Here is a 15,184-nt window from a genome sequence, read left to right on the forward strand (position 1 = left end):
TAGGAAACGGGGCGCGTCCGGGTCTTGAAGGAATCGGACACGCCGGGCCGCGTCAGGTCCCGGCGCCCCGCCTCACGGGCAGCGGATGACCTGCCCCGCGTACGACAGGTTGCCGCCGAAGCCGAAGAGCAGCACCGGGGCGCCGGGCGCGATCTCCCGCCGCTCCACCAGCTTGGACAGGGCCAGCGGCACGGAGGCGGCCGAGGTGTTGCCGGACTCGACGACATCGCGCGCGATCACGGCGTTGACCGCGCCGATGCGCTCCGCGAGCGGTTCGATCAGCCGCAGGTTGGCCTGGTGGAGCACCACCCCGGCCAGGTCCTCCGGCTGGATGCCGGAGCGCTCGCACACCTGGCGGGCGATGGCCGGGAGCCGGGTGGTCGCCCAGCGGTACACGGCCTGGCCCTCCTGGGCGAAGCGGGCCGGGCTGCCCTCGATGCGGACGGCGTCGCCCATCTCCGGGACCGAGCCCCACAGCACCGGGCCGATCTCCGGTTCCGGCGCCGCCGTGACGACCGCGGCGCCCGCGCCGTCCCCGACGAGTACGCAGGTCGAGCGGTCCGTCCAGTCCACCACGTCGGTGAACTTCTCGGCGCCGACGACCAGCGCGTTGCGGGCCGCCCCGGCCCGGATGGCGTGGTCGGCGGTGGCCAGGGCGTGGGTGAAGCCCGCGCAGACGACGTTGACGTCCATGGCGGCGGGGGCCGGCAGGCCGAGCCGGGCGGCGACCCGCGCCGCCGTGTTGGGGCTGCGGTCGACGGCCGTGCAGGTGGCCACCAGGACGAGGTCGATGTCCTGCGCGGCCAGGCCGCTCGCGGCGAGCGCCTTGGCCGCCGCGGCGGCGGCCATCGCGTCCACGCTCTCGTCGGGGGCCGCGACGTGCCGGGTGCGGATGCCGACGCGGCTGCTGATCCAGGCGTCGTCGGTGTCGACGATCTTCGCGAGGTCGTCGTTGGTGAGCACCTCGGAGGGCTGGTAGTGGCCGAGAGACAGGACGCGTGAGCCCGTCATGGGAACCCCTGAGCGTGTGCGGACGGTGTCTGTCCAGTGTTGGGGGTGTGGCTCCTGGGGACGTAGCGTGAACCGCCAATCTTCGGGGGCGAGAACTGGAGGGAAACCACGGACGGCGCGGTACGCACGCGTCCGGCGGCGCCGGGCCGGTGCGTGATCCCGCGCACGCCGCCGGCGCCGGGCCGGGACGTCACCCCGCGCACGCCGCCGGTCCCGGGCGGGGCCGAGCCCCCCCGTGCTCCCCGCGCCCGGCCCGGGCGCCCGCGCACACCGCCGGTCCCGCACCGCGACCGTGCCCCGCACACCCCGCCGGCCCGGTCCCCGCAGCGAAGTGCTGCCGGGTCCGGGCCGGTCGGTGCTGTGACGCCGCTCAGGCGAGCGGCTTGAAGCGGCGCAGCCGGAGGCTGTTGGCCACCACGAAGACCGAGGAGAAGGCCATCGCGGCCCCGGCGATCATCGGGTTGAGCAGTCCGGCGGCGGCCAGCGGCAGCGCGGCGACGTTGTAGCCGAAGGCCCAGAAGAGGTTGGCCTTGATGGTGCCGAGGGTGCGGCGGGCGAGGCGGATGGCGTCCGCCGCGGCGCGCAGGTCGCCCCGTACCAGCGTCAGGTCGCCGGCCTCGATGGCGGCGTCCGTGCCGGTGCCCATCGCCAGGCCCAGGTCGGCCTGGGCGAGGGCGGCCGCGTCGTTGACGCCGTCGCCGACCATGGCCACCGACCTGCCCTCCGCCTGGAGCGCCTTGACGACCGAGACCTTGTCCTCGGGCAGCACGTCGGCGATGACGTGGGCCGCGTCGATGCCGACCTCGGTGGCGACCGAGCGGGCGACGGCCGCGTTGTCGCCGGTCAGCAGGACCGGGGTCAGACCCAGGGCGCGCAGCCGGCGGACCGCCTCGGCGCTGGTGGGCTTGACCGCGTCGGCGACGACGAGCACGGCACGCGCCCGACCGTCCCAGGCGACGGCGACCGCCGTGTGCCCGGCCTCCTCGGCGGCGGCCTTGGCGTCCGCCAGGGCGGCGGGCAGCTCGATGGCCCACTCCGCGAGGAGCGAGGTGCGGCCGACGAGGACGGCATGGCCCTCGACGACGCCCTGGACGCCGCGCCCCGGCACGTTCGCGAAGTCCTCCGGGGCGGGCGGCCCGCCGGTACGCTCGGCCGCCGCGGTGGCCACGGCGCGGGCGATGGGGTGTTCGGAGGAGTGCTCCAGGGCCCCGGCCAGGCGCAGCGCCTCGGTCTCGGACACACCGTCGGCGAGGTGGACGGCGGTGAGGGTCATCGCGCCGGTGGTGACCGTGCCGGTCTTGTCCAGGACGACGGTGTCGACGCGGCGGGTGGTCTCCAGGACCTCGGGCCCCTTGATCAGAATGCCGAGCTGGGCGCCGCGGCCGGTGCCGACCATGAGCGCGGTCGGCGTGGCCAGGCCCAGGGCGCACGGGCAGGCGATGATCAGTACGGCGACGGCGGCGGTGAACGCGGCGACCGCGCCCGCGCCGGTGGCGAGCCAGAAGCCGAGGGTGCCGAGGGCCAGCGCGATGACGACCGGGACGAAGACGGCGGAGATCCGGTCGGCCAGCCGCTGGGCGGCGGCCTTGCCGTTCTGCGCGTCCTCGACCAGCCGCGCCATACGGGCGAGCTGGGTGTCCGCGCCGACCCGGGTCACCTCGACGACGATCCGGCCGCCCGCGTTGACGGTGGCGCCGGTGACCGGGTCGCCGGGGGAGACCTCCACGGGCACGGACTCGCCGGTGAGCATCGAGGCGTCCACGGCGGAGGACCCGTCCACGACCGTGCCGTCGGTGGCGATCTTCTCTCCCGGGCGGACCACGAAGCGGTCGCCGACGGCCAGCTCACCGACCGGGACGCGCACCTCGCGCCCGTCCCGCAGTACCGCGACGTCCTTGGCGCCCAGCTCCAGCAGCGCCTTCAGCGCGGCCCCGGCCCGCCGCTTGGAGCGGGCCTCGAAGTAGCGTCCGGCCAGGATGAAGGCGGTGACGCCGGCCGCGGCCTCCAGGTAGATGTTGCCGCCGCCGTCGCCGCGCTCGATGGTCAGCTCGAACGGGTGGGTCATGCCGGGCATCCCGGCGTGGCCGAAGAACAGGGCCCACAGCGACCAGCCGAGCGCGGCGAGCGTGCCCATGGAGACCAGGGTGTCCATGGTGGCCGTACCGTGCCGCAGGTTGGTCCAGGCGGCCTTGTGGAACGGCCAGGCACCGTACGCCACGACCGGCGCCGCCAGGGTCAGCGACAGCCACTGCCAGTTGGTGAACTGCAGGGCCGGGATCATCGCCATCAGGATCACCGGTACGGCCAGGAGCGCCGAGACGGTCAGGCGCTGCCGCAGCGGGGCGAGGGGGTCGGTGCCCGGCTCCGGCGCCGGGGCCGCGCCGGGCTCCGGTGGCGGTGGGGCGGGGGCCGGGGGCTCCGGGACGGCGGCCGTGTAGCCGGTCTTCTCGACGGTGGCGATCAGGTCGGCGACATCGACGCCGGCGCCGTCCTCGTACGTGACCTTCGCCCGCTCCGTGGCGTAGTTGACGGTGGCGGTGACGCCGTCCATGCGGTTGAGCTTCTTCTCGACGCGGGCGGCACAGGAGGCGCAGGTCATGCCGCCGATCTCCAGCTCGATGCGGTGCTCGTCGACGGTGGTGGTCATGGCTGCTCCTTCGGGAGGCGCGGGGGCGGCGGGTGCTGTCGCGTCCACTGTCTGGACTGTATACCCCCTAGGGGTATAGATGCTACCCCTGCCGGGTATTCGGTGGCCCGTCCGGACCGGTACCCGTGGTGCCGCCCGTCACCCCTGGCTCTCACTCCCCGTCCGTGCATCCCTCACCGCCCGTCACTCCGTCCCCACGCGCCTCTGCCCTCGTGCCGCCGTCGGCCGCCGCCGGGCCACCCTCCTCCGCCATGCCGGCCCCCTCCGTCGCCGCGTCGCCCTCTCCCGCGGCCGCCCGCAGCACCCGACCGCCCAGTCGCCGTAGGTACTCCGCCAGTTCCGCGGGCTCGTGCACCGTGAATTCGCTGCCGAGCATCGCCAGTTGGAACGCCGTCCACTCCAGCGAGTCGGGGCGGGTGCGCACCCGGCACGCACCCTCGCCGAGCGGCTCCACCGTCGCCGCCGCGCGGCCCAGTCGGCCGCCCACCTCGGCGGCGGGCGCGTGCACCGTGACCACCGCGGCGCAGCCGGGCCCCATGCCCTGCATCCGCTCCGTGATGAACGCGGCGGCGTCCTCGGCGGGCAGCTCGCGCGGCGGCGTGCGTACCCCGGTGGGGTACGGCTCGCTCAGCCGGTCCACGCGGAAGATCCGCCAGTCCTCGCGCTCGTCGTCGTACGCCACGAGGTACCAGCGGCGGCCGGCCGCGACCAGCCGGTGCGGCTCCACCAGGCGCTTGGAGCGGACGCCGTCGCCCGCCAGGTAGGTGAAGCGCACCCGCTCCCGGTTGGTGACGGCCGCCGCCAGCGCGGTCAGATGCGCGGGGTCGACGGTCGGGCCGTCCCCGGCGGGCATCGGTACGGTGGCGGTGCCCAGGGTGCCCACCCGCCGCCGCAGCCGGGACGGCAGGACCTGTTCCAGCTTGGCCAGGGCGCGTACGGACGCCTCCTCGATGCCGTCTACGGCGTGCCCGGCCGCCGAACGCAATCCGACGGCGATGGCCACCGCCTCCTCGTCGTCCAGCAGCAGCGGGGGCATCGCGGTGCCCGCGGCGAGCCGGTATCCGCCCTCCGCGCCCATCGTGGCGTGCACCGGGTAGCCGAGGTCGCGCAGCCGCTCGATGTCGCGGCGGATGGTGCGGGTGGTGACCCGCAGGCGGCCGGCCAGTTCACTGCCGGGCCACTCGCGGGGTGTCTGGAGGAGGGACAGCAGGTTCAGCAGGCGTGCCGAGGTCTCGCTCATGCCATGAATGATGGCGGGCAAGTAGGACAGGACCTGTCCTGCGCGGGAGATCGCGCCCCTGCGTCCCTTGTTCCCCTACGTCCCGTGCGCCTCCTGTGCCTCCTGCGCCTCCTGTGTCCGCGGCGTCTCCCGTGCCTCCTGTGCCTCCTGTGCCTCCTGCGCCCGGGGCGCGTAGTCCCTGCCGTTCAGGGCGCGGTAGATGAAGCGGGTGACCGCCTCGACGGCCTCCTCCTCCGACATCCCGGGCCACGGCTGCGCGGGGGCGTCCAGCATCGTGCTGAGCAGCATCAGGGTGACCTCGGGAGAGGCCGGCGGGTTCTGTACGTGTCGCAGATGGCCGGCCAGGTCGTCGAACTGGGCGCGGCGGAACCGGTCGAGGGTGCGGGCGAAGTCCTCGCTGACGAGCGCCGCCTGGCGCAGCGCGACCATGGTCGGCGCGTGCTCCCGGTACATACGCCAGTAGACGGCCACGTGGTAGCGGATCGCGTCCGGGTCGGTGAAGTCCGACTTGTGCTCGTCGGTGCCGGCGTACGCGTCGCTCGCCGCGGCCAGCTCGTCCAGCAGCGCCTTGAGCAGGTCTTCCTTGCTCGTGAAGTGGCGGTAGAAGGAGCCCGCGGCGCGGCCGGCCTCCGCCGTGATGTCGGTGATCTTGGTGTTCAGGTAGCCGTGGGCGGCGAACCGCCGCTTGGCCGCCTGGATCAGCGCCGCCCTTGTCTCGCCGGCCCGCTCCGCGCGCTTCACGTCTCCTCCTGCTCCCTTGACAGCGCACGCTAGCAGCCCGCACGATGAATCCAGATTCAGTGAATGGAGATTCATTATGCGTGTACTTGTGGTGGGCGGCGGCCCGACCGGACTGACGCTGGGCATCGAACTGGCCCGGCGCGGCGTAGCGGTCCGGATGATCGACAAGGCGACCGCGCACTTCGACGGCTCACGCGGCGACGGCCTCCAGCCCCGCACGCTGGAGGTCTTCGACGACCTCGGCGTGCTGGACGCCGTACGGGCCGCCGGGGCACCGCCGGCGCCGCTGCACGCCCACCTCGACGGCCGGTTCGTGGGCGAGCACTGGATGAGCGAGCCGCGCGAGCCCGGCCCCGGCGTGCCGTACCCGAACGGATGGGTGCTGGGCCAGTCGCAGACCGAGGAGATCCTGCGGGCGCGGCTGCTGGAGTTCGGCGTACGCGTCGAACTCGGCACCGCGCTGGTCGGCCTCGAACAGGACGCGGACGGCGTGACCGCGCGGCTCGCCACCGGCGAGGAGACCCGGTTCGACTACCTCGTCGGCGCCGACGGCGGCGCGAGTACCGTCCGCAAGGCGATCGGTGTGGCCTTCCCCGGCACCACCGACGAGACCTTCCGCGTGCTGGTCGGCGATGTGACGGCGCCGGACCTCGACCCCACGGTCGGCCACTGGTTCGCCGGGGCGGACGCCCCCTTCCAGGGCGCCGCGCTGACCCCGCTGCCCGGCACCGGACAGTTCCAGTTCATCTCGCCCCTGGGAGAGGGCGACGACGCGTCCTTGGAGACGATGCAGGCCGCCCTCGACCGGTTCTCGGCCGGTGTGCGCCTGACCGGGCACGGCTGGTCGACGGTGTGGCGGCCGAACGTACGCCTGGCCGAGCGGTACCGGGTGGGCCGCGTCTTCCTGGCCGGCGACGCCGCGCACGTCCACCCGCCGACCGGCGGCCAGGGCCTGAACACGGGCGTGCAGGACGCCTACAACCTCGGCTGGAAGCTGGCCGCGCAGACCGCGCTCGACACCTACGAGACGGAGCGGCGGGCGGTCGCGGCCCGCGTCCTCGGCGTCAGCACCGAGCTGCTGAACAAGTACGTCACGGGTGCGGCGGACGCCCACAAGCGCGGGGAGGAGGGCTTCGGCCTCGACATCACCTACCGCGCCCCGGACGCCACCGGCCCCCTCGTCACCGGCGACCGCGCCCCGGACGCCCCGCTGCTCGACGCGGACGGCAAGCACGTCCGCCTCTTCGACCTCTTCCGCGGCCCGCACTTCACCCGGCTGACCTTCGGCGCACCCGCTCCGGACGAGGAGCACGCCTATGCCGTCCTGCGCCCCGGCGAGGAGCCCGGCGGCCCAGCGTCCGGCAGTCGGGAGTCCGGTGGTCAGGAGCCCGGCGGCGGACAGTACGGACAGCGCGGGCGCGGACGGTACGTCGTCGACGCCGAGGGCCACGCCTTCGCGGGGTACGCGGCGGCGCCGGGCGACACCTTCCTGATCCGCCCGGACGGCTACCTGGCCTGAGCCGGGCCGCCGAGCCACCGGGGCCGGTGGCGGGGCCGGCCCTCGCCCTCGCCCGGCGGCCCCGCGGTCTCGCGCCACGCGGGCCGGGCGTCGGGCAGGACACGGAAGTCCCGGCGGCCTTCCGGTCGTTCGGCAGTCACGGTGCACCGGGTCACTTCAGCGGCGCCCGGGCCCGCGGCGGCCCAGCGCACCAGGCGGGTGACGTTGCCCGGTGAACCCTCGAAGACGGCTTCCACGTCGCCGTTGTGAAGATTGCGGACCCATCCGGTCACGCCTGCTTCCTCGGCCAGTTGACGGCAGGTGTCGCGGTAGTACACGCCCTGCACGAGGCCGCGGACGTGGAGATGTCGCCGGATGAGCACGGGGGAGCCCCTCGGAAAGGAGTGAACGGGAGGACGGGGCCGGCCGCCGAGGCGGGGGTGCGGTCGGCCGTCGGTTCGGTTTCCCTTTGACGCTAAGCAGCCCGTTTCCGCCTGTGAAATGCCCGTTAGTCTGCTGCCATGCACGACGCGCATGGACCTCGGTGACCACCATGACGAGCACGGACATAGAACTGCGGCACCTGCGGGCCTTCACGTCAGTGGCCCGCCATCGCTCCTTCTCCCGGGCCGCCGAGGAACTGCTGATCACGCAGCCGGCGCTCAGCCGTACGATCGCGCAACTGGAGAACAGGCTGAACGTCCTGCTCCTCGACCGGTCCTCCCGGCACGTCGAACCGACCGACACCGGCGCGCAGTTCCTGGAGCACGCCGAGCGGGTCCTCGCCGCCCTGGACGACGCCCTGGCCTCGGTCGGGCACCGGGCCACCCTCCGGCTCGGCTTCGGCTGGCTGCTGCCCGACCCCTGGGCGCAGCGGACCGTCGACCGCTTCGAGGAGAGCACCGGAGCCTCGGTCGCCCTGACCCGCACCGACGACCCCGTCCAGGCACTGCGGCAGCGCACGGTCGACATCGCCCTGGTCCGGGGGGACGCCGAGGTGCCGGCGGGGATGCGGACCGTGCGTCTGTACGACGAGCCGCGCATCGCCGTCTGCTCGGAGCGCAGCGAGCTGACCCGCTTCGGGCATCTGGACTGGAACGACGTCCAGGACTGGCCGCTGGTCGTCAACACGGTCAACGGAACCACCGGTCCCGGGTCGTGGCCCGCCGGCCGGCGCCCGGCCGAGATCGTCGAAACGGCCAACTACGACGAATGGCTGGAGACGGTGGCCGCCAACCGGGGCATCGGCATCGTCCCCGAGGTCGCACAACGCCGCGCCCAGCACCCCGCTCTGCGATTCGTCCCCCTCACCAACGCGCCTCCCAGTCCGGTCGGTCTCGTGCACCTGCCCGGGACTCAGCGGACGCTGATCCGCCGCTTCCTGGACGCCGCCCTGCAGAGCACGCCCGCGTGACGCTGCGGGCGTGGTGCGGTGGCCGGGTGGCTCCCGCTGGGGCCCCTTGCCGGTCTCCGGGCATGCCTGGCCTCCAGCCGTGACTGGCCCTGGCTGAGAGCCGCGACTGGCTTCCGGCTGAGCCTGGCCTCTGGTCACGCCTGGCCTCCGGCTATGCCTGTGGGGCATAGATGCAGCGTAAGGGGCATTTCCGGGCGGTCGGCGGGTTGCCTAGCGTCGAGAAGGAGAGGCCGCCGCGGGGAGAACCTCCTGAAGGAGTGAGCCCCCTGTGCGCGCAGCCGGCCGCCCGATTCCGTCAGCCGCAGGCGCAACAGAAGGGCCAACACCATGACCCCATTCACCGGATGGATCGCTCGCGAGACCCCCGACGGGCAGCGCACCGCCCTCGAAGAACTCGACAGCGGGATCCTGGACGACCGCGACACCACCGTGCTGGTGCACTACTCCAGCATCAACTACAAGGACGCCCTCGCCCTGCACAGCCGACCCGGTGTGATCCGCCGTCACCCACTCGTGGTCGGTATCGACGTGACCGGGGAAGTCCTCACCTCCCGGCACCCCCGCTGGCGCCGGGGCGACCTCGTCACCCTCAACGGTGCCGGGCTCGGGGAGGACCGGCACGGCGGCCTCGCCGGTCTCGCGGCCGTCGACGGAGCGGACATCGTCCCGGTGCCCGCCCCCTTCACCCCGGCCCGGGCCGCGGCGATCGGTACCGCCGGATTCACCGCCGCCCTCAGCCTCCTCGCCCTCGAACAGCACGGACTGACCCCCGCGCACGGCCCCGTCCTGGTCACCGGGGCCGGCGGCGGCGTCGGTTCGGTCGCCATCGCCCTGCTGGCCCATTCCGGTTACGAAGTGATCGCCGTGACCGGCCGCCCGGACACCCTGCACGACCAGCTCACCCTGCTCGGCGCCGCCCACATCCTCGACCGGGCGGAACTCGACACCCGGGGCAAGCCGCTCGCCAAGCAGCGCTGGGCAGGAGTGATCGACGCGGTCGGCGGCCCCGTCCTGGCCGGTGCCCTCGCCGGGCTGCGGCATTCCGGTACCGCCACCACCTGCGGCCTCGCCGCGAGCGCCGCGTTCCCCGGGAATGTCCTGCCGTTCATCCTCCGCGGCGTCTCCCTCCTCGGCATCGACTCCGTACGTACGCCTCGCGAGCGTCGCGAAGCCGCCTGGCAGCTCCTCGCACGCCACCTCGACCCCGACCTGCTCGACACCGTGACGCGCTGCCTCCCTCTCGCCGCCGCGCAGGAGGCCGCCGCCGACGTACTCGCCGGCCACGGTACGGGCCGCACCGTCGTCGACGTCCGCGCACACTGACCCGGCCGACCCGCGCGGACCTCCGCACCCCAGCCGCGCCCATCCACCTGCCGCACCTGACCACGCGACCCGCGCCCCGCGCCCCGCGGCGGTCAGGACCATCCAGGACCATCCAGGACCAGCCACGACAGGACCGAACAGGCAGGGGCAGCGGCAGACAGCACTGGACAGCACCGGACCGGACCAAGGAAGACCTCATGACCAACACGTCCCCGACCCCGCGAGCCTTCGACGAACTCATGGCGCTGCGCGGTGGTGATCGGCCGGCGCCCGGCGAGGTGACGATCAGCGGCTCCGATCCGTTGTTCGCCTCGCCGTTGCGCATCGGCCGGACCCTCGCCGACGCCCTGGCCGCCCGCGCGGTGGCGGCGAACGATCTGTGGGAACTGCGGACGGGACAGCGGCAGCAGATCGGGATCGATGTACGGGCCGCGGCCGCCACGGCCCTCGGCGGCGAGGACATGACCCTCGTCCGCGACGCGACGGGTGCGTACCGTCCCGCCCCGGTCTCGCCCGACGTCGAGCACATGGTGTCGCTCACCCGGCCCTGGCGGACCGCCGACGACCGCTGGTTCGTGCCCCACTTCAACCTTCCGCACCTCGAACGCCGGGTGCTGGACGTGCTGGGCTGCGAGGCTGTCCCCGCCTCGGTCGGAGCCGCGGTCCGCAGGTGGAAGGCTGACGACCTCGAAGACGCGATCGCCGCCGCCGACGCGTGCGGCGGGGTCGTGCGCACCGCGCGGGAGTGGCTGGCCCACCCGCAGGGCGCCTATCTCGCCGCGCGCCCGGTCGTCGAGATCACCAAGCTCGGCGACAGCGCCCCCGAGCCCCTACCCAGTGCCCCCGGGCCCCGACCCGGCGCCCCCGAGCCGCTGGCCGGCCTCCGCGTGCTCGACCTCACCCGGATCCTCGCGGGGCCCACCGCGGCCCTGGGCATGGCCGAGCACGGAGCGGACGTACTCATGGTCACCGCGCCGCGCCTTCCCCAGGTGCCGCCGTTCGTCCGCGACACCAGCCACGGCAAGCGCAGCACCTATCTGGACTTCACCGAGCCGGACCAGGCGGCGCGCCTGCGCGAACTGGCGGCCGGGGCGGACGTGTTCATCGAGGGATACCGTCCGCGCCGCCTGGAGGCGCACGGCTTCGGCCCGGGCGACCTCGCGGCCATCCGTCCGGGACTGGTGTACGTGACGGTCGACTGTTTCGGCTCGGGTGGCCCGTTCGGTGCCCGTGCCGGCTGGGACCAGGTGGCACAGGCCGTCACCGGCGTCTGTGACATCCAGGGGCAGGCGACGAGGGCCGGCCGCCCGCACCTGACACCGGTCTACCTCTGCGACTTCCTCACCGGCTTCCTGGGGAGCTTCGGCGCCATGCTCGCCCTCGCCCGCCGCGCCCGCGAAGGCGGGACCTACCACGTCCACGTCTCCCTCTGCCAGTCCGCGATGCTCGTCCAGCGACAGGGGCTGATCAGCGGCTTCGAGGACGCGGCCGGCCGGCTCGACCCGGATGAGTTCGCACGCTACGCGGTGCTGGACGACGCCACCGTTTACGGCGATCTGAAGAGCCTGGGCCCTGTCGTGCGCATGTCCGACACCCCACCCCGCTGGGCGGGGACGACCCCGCGCCTGGGCAGTTCGCGGCCGGAGTGGCTTCCGCGCTGACCCGGGAGACGGCGCGGACGACGCACCGGCGGGCGCCGTTCTCACCGGCCGTGCGCGGCCGCGGGGAAGGCCCGCGAAGCGACCGGCCCGTGCCGCGAGGCCGACGCGGGGGGGGCGGTCCGCCCTACAGCCACCCGTTCCGCTTGAAGCCGCGGCGGATGAGGAAACAGAGCGTGAGTGTCACGGCCATGACCAGCGGATAGCCGAAGGTCCAGTGCTTCTCCGGCATGTGGTCGAAGTTCATGCCGTAGATGCCGCACACCATCGTCGGTACGGCGAGGATCGCGACCCAGGCGCTGATTCGCCGCATGTCCTCGTTCTGGGCCACGGTGACCTGCGCGAGGTGGGCCTGGAGTATGGAATTGAGCAGTTCGTCGAAGGCGTTGATCTGCTCGGTCACCCGCTCCAGGTGGTCCGACACGTCGCGGAAGTAGGTGGTGATGTGCGGGTCCACCGGCGCCATCGGCTGGGTGGCCAGCGCCTGGAGCGGACGGGTGAGCGGCGCCACCGCCCGTTTCAGCTCCAGGAGTTCCCGCTTGAGCTGGTAGATCCGGCCCGCGCCGGTGGGCGTGCCGCGGCGCGGCTCCTCGTCGGCGGCGCGGCGCGGGCTCGCGGCGAAGACCTCGCTCTCGACGTCGTCGATGTCGTCCTGCACGGCGGCGGCGACGTCCAGGTAGTCGTCCACGACCAGGTCCGCGATGGCGTGCAGCACCGCCGACGGGCCGATGGCCAACTGCTCCGGATCCGCCTCCAACTGCTCGCGCAGCGGGCCGAGCGAGCCGTGACCGCCGTGCCGGACGGTGATGACGAAGTCGGCGCCGGTGAAGACCATGATCTCGCCGGTGTCCACCACCTCGCTGGTCTCGGTGAGCCGGTCGTGCTCCACGTAGCAGACCGTCTTGAACACCGTGAACAGCGAGCTGTCGTAGCGCTCCAGCTTCGGCCGCTGGTGTGCGTGCACCGCGTCCTCGACGGCGAGCGGGTGCAGACCGAACAGCTCGGCGATGCCGGCGAACTCCTTCTCCGACGGCTCGTGCAGACCGATCCACACGAAGCCGTCGCCCGAGTCGCGGACCCGGCGGACGGCCTCCTCGGCCGGCTGGTCGCCCGGCTGGCGGACGCCCTTTTCGTAGACGGCGCAGTTCACCACGGCGGTGCCCAGCGGGGACCGCGCCGGGTGGCTGAGGTCGACACCACGGCGCCGCTGCTGCGGCAGGCGGACCGCTTTACGGAGGTTGCTGATCACCGACACCGCACCAGTATGGCCCGGCCGTCCGGCGGGGCGGGAGGCGTCACGGCGGCTCCGCACACCTCCCGCCCGTACGGATCGCCCCGCTCCGGGCGCGTACGTACCGGGATCAGCGCCCTGCGCCACGCCGCCTACGTACCGGTTGTCAGCTCCCCGCGACATGCCGCGGCCGAGCGGCGCCCAGGCCCATCGCCACCTGCGGGACGAGCAGGACCAGCAGCACGGTCACCGGCACCGCCCAGCCGCCCGACGCGTCGTGCACGGCGCCCAGCACCGCGGGTCCGGTGGCCGCCAGGACGTAGCCGAAGCACTGGGCCATGCTGGAGAGCTGCGCGGTGTGCCGGATGTCCGGAGCGCGCTGGACGATGAACAGCAGGGCCAGGCTGATGGCCGTGCCCTGGCCGAGGCCCAGCAGCGTCATCCACACGTACGCGCCACCGGCCGGGGCGGCCAGCATGCCGGCGAAACCGGCCGCGCAGAGCACCGCGCCGAGCGTGGCCAGCGCGCCCGCCGACAGCCGCCGCCCGACGATCACCGGGGCGAGGAACGAGCCCGCGATGCCCAGCAGCGAGGAGAACGACAGCATCCAGCCCGCGTCGCCCGCGCTCATTCCGGCATCGGTGAGCATGGTCGGCAGCCAGGCGGCCGCCGCGTAGTAGCTGAGCGACTGCAGGCCCATGTACGCGGTGACCTGCCAGGCCAGCGGGGAGCGCCACAGGCCGCGCACGGGGTGGGCGGCCTCCCGGGCCGTGGCCGCGGTGGTACGCGTACGGCTGCGCACCTGCGGCAGCCACACCACCATCGCGACGACCGCCAGCGAGCCCCAGCACGCCAGGGTGGCCTGCCAGCTCAGCCCGGCAGCGCGCTGCACCGGCACGGTGACACCGGCCGCCAGGGCCGCGCCGCCGAACAGCGACATCGAGTACAGGCCGGTCATCAGCCCGGACCTGGCCGCGAAGTCGCGCTTGATCAGACCGGGCAGCAGGACGTTGGCGACGGCGATGCCCGCGCCGATCACGACCGTCCCGGCGAACAGCGCGACCACCGAGTCCAGCAGCCGCAGCGCCGTGCCCGCGCAGATCAGCGCCATGGTGCCGAGCAGCGAGCGCTCCATGCCGAAGCGGCGGCCGAGCCGCGGCGCGATCGGGGCGAGCAGTCCGAAGCAGAGCAGCGGCAGCGCGGTCAGCAGGCTGGTGGCCGCGGCCGACATGCCGCTCTCCGCGCGGATGGTGCCGGCCAGCGGGGACACGGCGACGAGGGAGGGGCGCAGGTTGAGCGCGAGGAGGACGACGCCGGCGCCCAGGTAGAGGGCGCGGCGTCCGGTGGCGCCCGGCGCCGGGGCGGGCGGGGCGGCGTCTCCGGCGGGCGCGTCCGGCCGCGCGGCGCCACCGGTGCCGGGGGCGGTCAGAGGGGCGGCCGGTCCGTCGTCATGCATGGTGTTCATCTCCTGGGCCTGCTTCACGTGCTCGGGCGTCCGCCACCGGCGCCTCGTCGTCCGGCCGTGCCGCGCGCAGCGCGTCCATGGCCTCGGTCAGGTGGGCCAGCGCGGCCTGTTCGGCGGCGTCCGGGTCCCGGGCCTCGATGGCGTCGGCGATGGCGGTGTGCGCGTCGAACTGGTGGCGTACGGAATCGGGCAGCGGCCTGCGGATGACGGCCTGAAGGGTGCCGCGCAGGGCGTCGCTGAAGTGCTCGTACAGGTCCGCGAGGACGCTGTTGTGGGCTGCCGCGGCGACCGTCCGGTGGAAGCGCATGTCCGCGTCGATGAACGCGGTGACGTCGCTGTTCCCCCAGGCCCGGTCGCGCTCGGCGAGCGCGTCCCGCAGTGCCGCCAGGTCGTCGTCGGTGCGGCGCAGCGCGGCGTAACGGGCCGCGTCCCGCTCCAGGGACGCCCGGACTTCGTACGCCTCCAGGTCGGCGGCCCTGCGCAGCCTGCGCTGCACGGCCGCGCCGAAGTCGCTGTTGGCCCGTACGTACGTCCCGTCGCCCTGCCGAGGCTCCAGCATCCCGGTGTGCACGAGGGCGCGGACCGCCTCGCGGACGGTGTTGCGGCCCACGTCGAGCGTCTCGACGAGCACGGGCTCGGCGGGGATCTTCCCGCCGACCTCCCACTCGCCGTCGGTGATGAGCTGTTCCATCTGCTCGATGACCAGGTCCACCAGGCTGGTGCGGGCGGTGCTGCGCAGCGGCATGGACGCCGTCCTCCCTCTCGATTCCACCGGTGATAGGAACATCCCATGTTTGGCGGTGTCAAACAGCCCGGGTTAACCTGGGAGCACCGGTGATCTCGTGATCACGGCACGGCGGTGGGGCCCGCCGGACCCGAACCGCGGCCGTCGCAGGCCGCCAACGGTCCCTGCTTGCAGAGCGGACGCGGGAGCGCCCGCACCGCGCGAGTAGGAG

Annotated in this window: 12 protein-coding genes; 4 read left to right on the forward strand and 8 right to left on the reverse strand. The window is 73.8% G+C overall.

Annotated features, from left to right (window positions below):
• Positions 1–72: 72 nt before the first annotated feature.
• The 4 genes from ACH4EB_RS25675 to ACH4EB_RS25690 form a co-directional block, all read right to left on the reverse strand.
• Positions 73–1,011 carry a beta-ketoacyl-ACP synthase III gene (locus tag ACH4EB_RS25675; protein ID WP_398350031.1) on the reverse strand — a complete coding sequence of 313 codons (939 nt, stop codon included), beginning with the start codon at positions 1,009–1,011 and terminating at the stop codon, positions 73–75.
• A 370-nt stretch (positions 1,012–1,381) separates the two neighbouring features.
• The gene (locus tag ACH4EB_RS25680; protein WP_398350033.1) at positions 1,382–3,658 is read right to left on the reverse strand and encodes a heavy metal translocating P-type ATPase; all 2,277 of its coding nucleotides are present in this window, start codon (positions 3,656–3,658) and stop codon (positions 1,382–1,384) included.
• 151 nt (positions 3,659–3,809) lie between these two features.
• Entirely contained in the window at positions 3,810–4,898 is a 1,089-nt protein-coding gene (locus ACH4EB_RS25685) for a helix-turn-helix transcriptional regulator (RefSeq protein WP_398350034.1), read from the reverse strand.
• Between the two features lie 75 nt (positions 4,899–4,973).
• Positions 4,974–5,639 carry a TetR/AcrR family transcriptional regulator gene (locus ACH4EB_RS25690; RefSeq protein WP_398350035.1) on the reverse strand — a complete coding sequence of 222 codons (666 nt, stop codon included), beginning with the start codon at positions 5,637–5,639 and terminating at the stop codon, positions 4,974–4,976.
• Between the two features lie 76 nt (positions 5,640–5,715).
• Between ACH4EB_RS25690 and ACH4EB_RS25695 the strand changes: the two genes are divergently transcribed.
• Positions 5,716–7,158 (forward strand): FAD-dependent monooxygenase, encoded by a 1,443-nt coding sequence (locus ACH4EB_RS25695; RefSeq protein ID WP_398350036.1) that lies wholly within the window; start codon positions 5,716–5,718, stop codon positions 7,156–7,158.
• Here the strand turns inward: ACH4EB_RS25695 and ACH4EB_RS25700 are convergent.
• Entirely contained in the window at positions 7,146–7,520 is a 375-nt protein-coding gene (locus tag ACH4EB_RS25700) for an acylphosphatase (RefSeq protein ID WP_398350037.1), read from the reverse strand. The two genes, ACH4EB_RS25695 and ACH4EB_RS25700, sit on opposite strands and share 13 nt — an antisense overlap.
• A 170-nt stretch (positions 7,521–7,690) precedes the next feature.
• Between ACH4EB_RS25700 and ACH4EB_RS25705 the strand changes: the two genes are divergently transcribed.
• The 3 genes from ACH4EB_RS25705 (at position 7,691) to ACH4EB_RS25715 (ending at position 11,535) form a co-directional block, all read left to right on the forward strand.
• Positions 7,691–8,551 carry a LysR family transcriptional regulator gene (locus tag ACH4EB_RS25705; RefSeq protein WP_398350038.1) on the forward strand — a complete coding sequence of 287 codons (861 nt, stop codon included), beginning with the start codon at positions 7,691–7,693 and terminating at the stop codon, positions 8,549–8,551.
• A 327-nt stretch (positions 8,552–8,878) separates the two neighbouring features.
• Entirely contained in the window at positions 8,879–9,874 is a 996-nt protein-coding gene (locus ACH4EB_RS25710) for an acryloyl-CoA reductase (RefSeq protein ID WP_398350039.1), read from the forward strand.
• A 197-nt stretch (positions 9,875–10,071) separates the two neighbouring features.
• Entirely contained in the window at positions 10,072–11,535 is a 1,464-nt protein-coding gene (locus ACH4EB_RS25715; RefSeq protein WP_398350040.1) for a CoA transferase, read from the forward strand.
• Positions 11,536–11,659: 124 nt separating this feature from the next.
• On the opposite strand, the gene ACH4EB_RS25720 is transcribed toward ACH4EB_RS25715, so the two are convergent.
• From ACH4EB_RS25720 to ACH4EB_RS25730, 3 genes are all read right to left on the reverse strand, one after another.
• Positions 11,660–12,781 carry a magnesium and cobalt transport protein CorA gene (locus ACH4EB_RS25720; RefSeq protein WP_398350139.1) on the reverse strand — a complete coding sequence of 374 codons (1,122 nt, stop codon included), beginning with the start codon at positions 12,779–12,781 and terminating at the stop codon, positions 11,660–11,662.
• A 148-nt stretch (positions 12,782–12,929) separates the two neighbouring features.
• Positions 12,930–14,219 (reverse strand): CynX/NimT family MFS transporter, encoded by a 1,290-nt coding sequence (locus ACH4EB_RS25725; RefSeq protein ID WP_398350041.1) that lies wholly within the window; start codon positions 14,217–14,219, stop codon positions 12,930–12,932.
• Positions 14,212–14,973 carry a FadR/GntR family transcriptional regulator gene (locus tag ACH4EB_RS25730; RefSeq protein WP_398350042.1) on the reverse strand — a complete coding sequence of 254 codons (762 nt, stop codon included), beginning with the start codon at positions 14,971–14,973 and terminating at the stop codon, positions 14,212–14,214. Before ACH4EB_RS25730 ends, ACH4EB_RS25725 begins: the two co-directional genes overlap by 8 nt.
• Positions 14,974–15,184 lie beyond the last annotated feature (211 nt).

The organism is Streptomyces sp. NPDC018045 (assembly GCF_044327445.1).
Classification (GTDB): Bacteria; Actinomycetota; Actinomycetes; order Streptomycetales; family Streptomycetaceae; genus Streptomyces.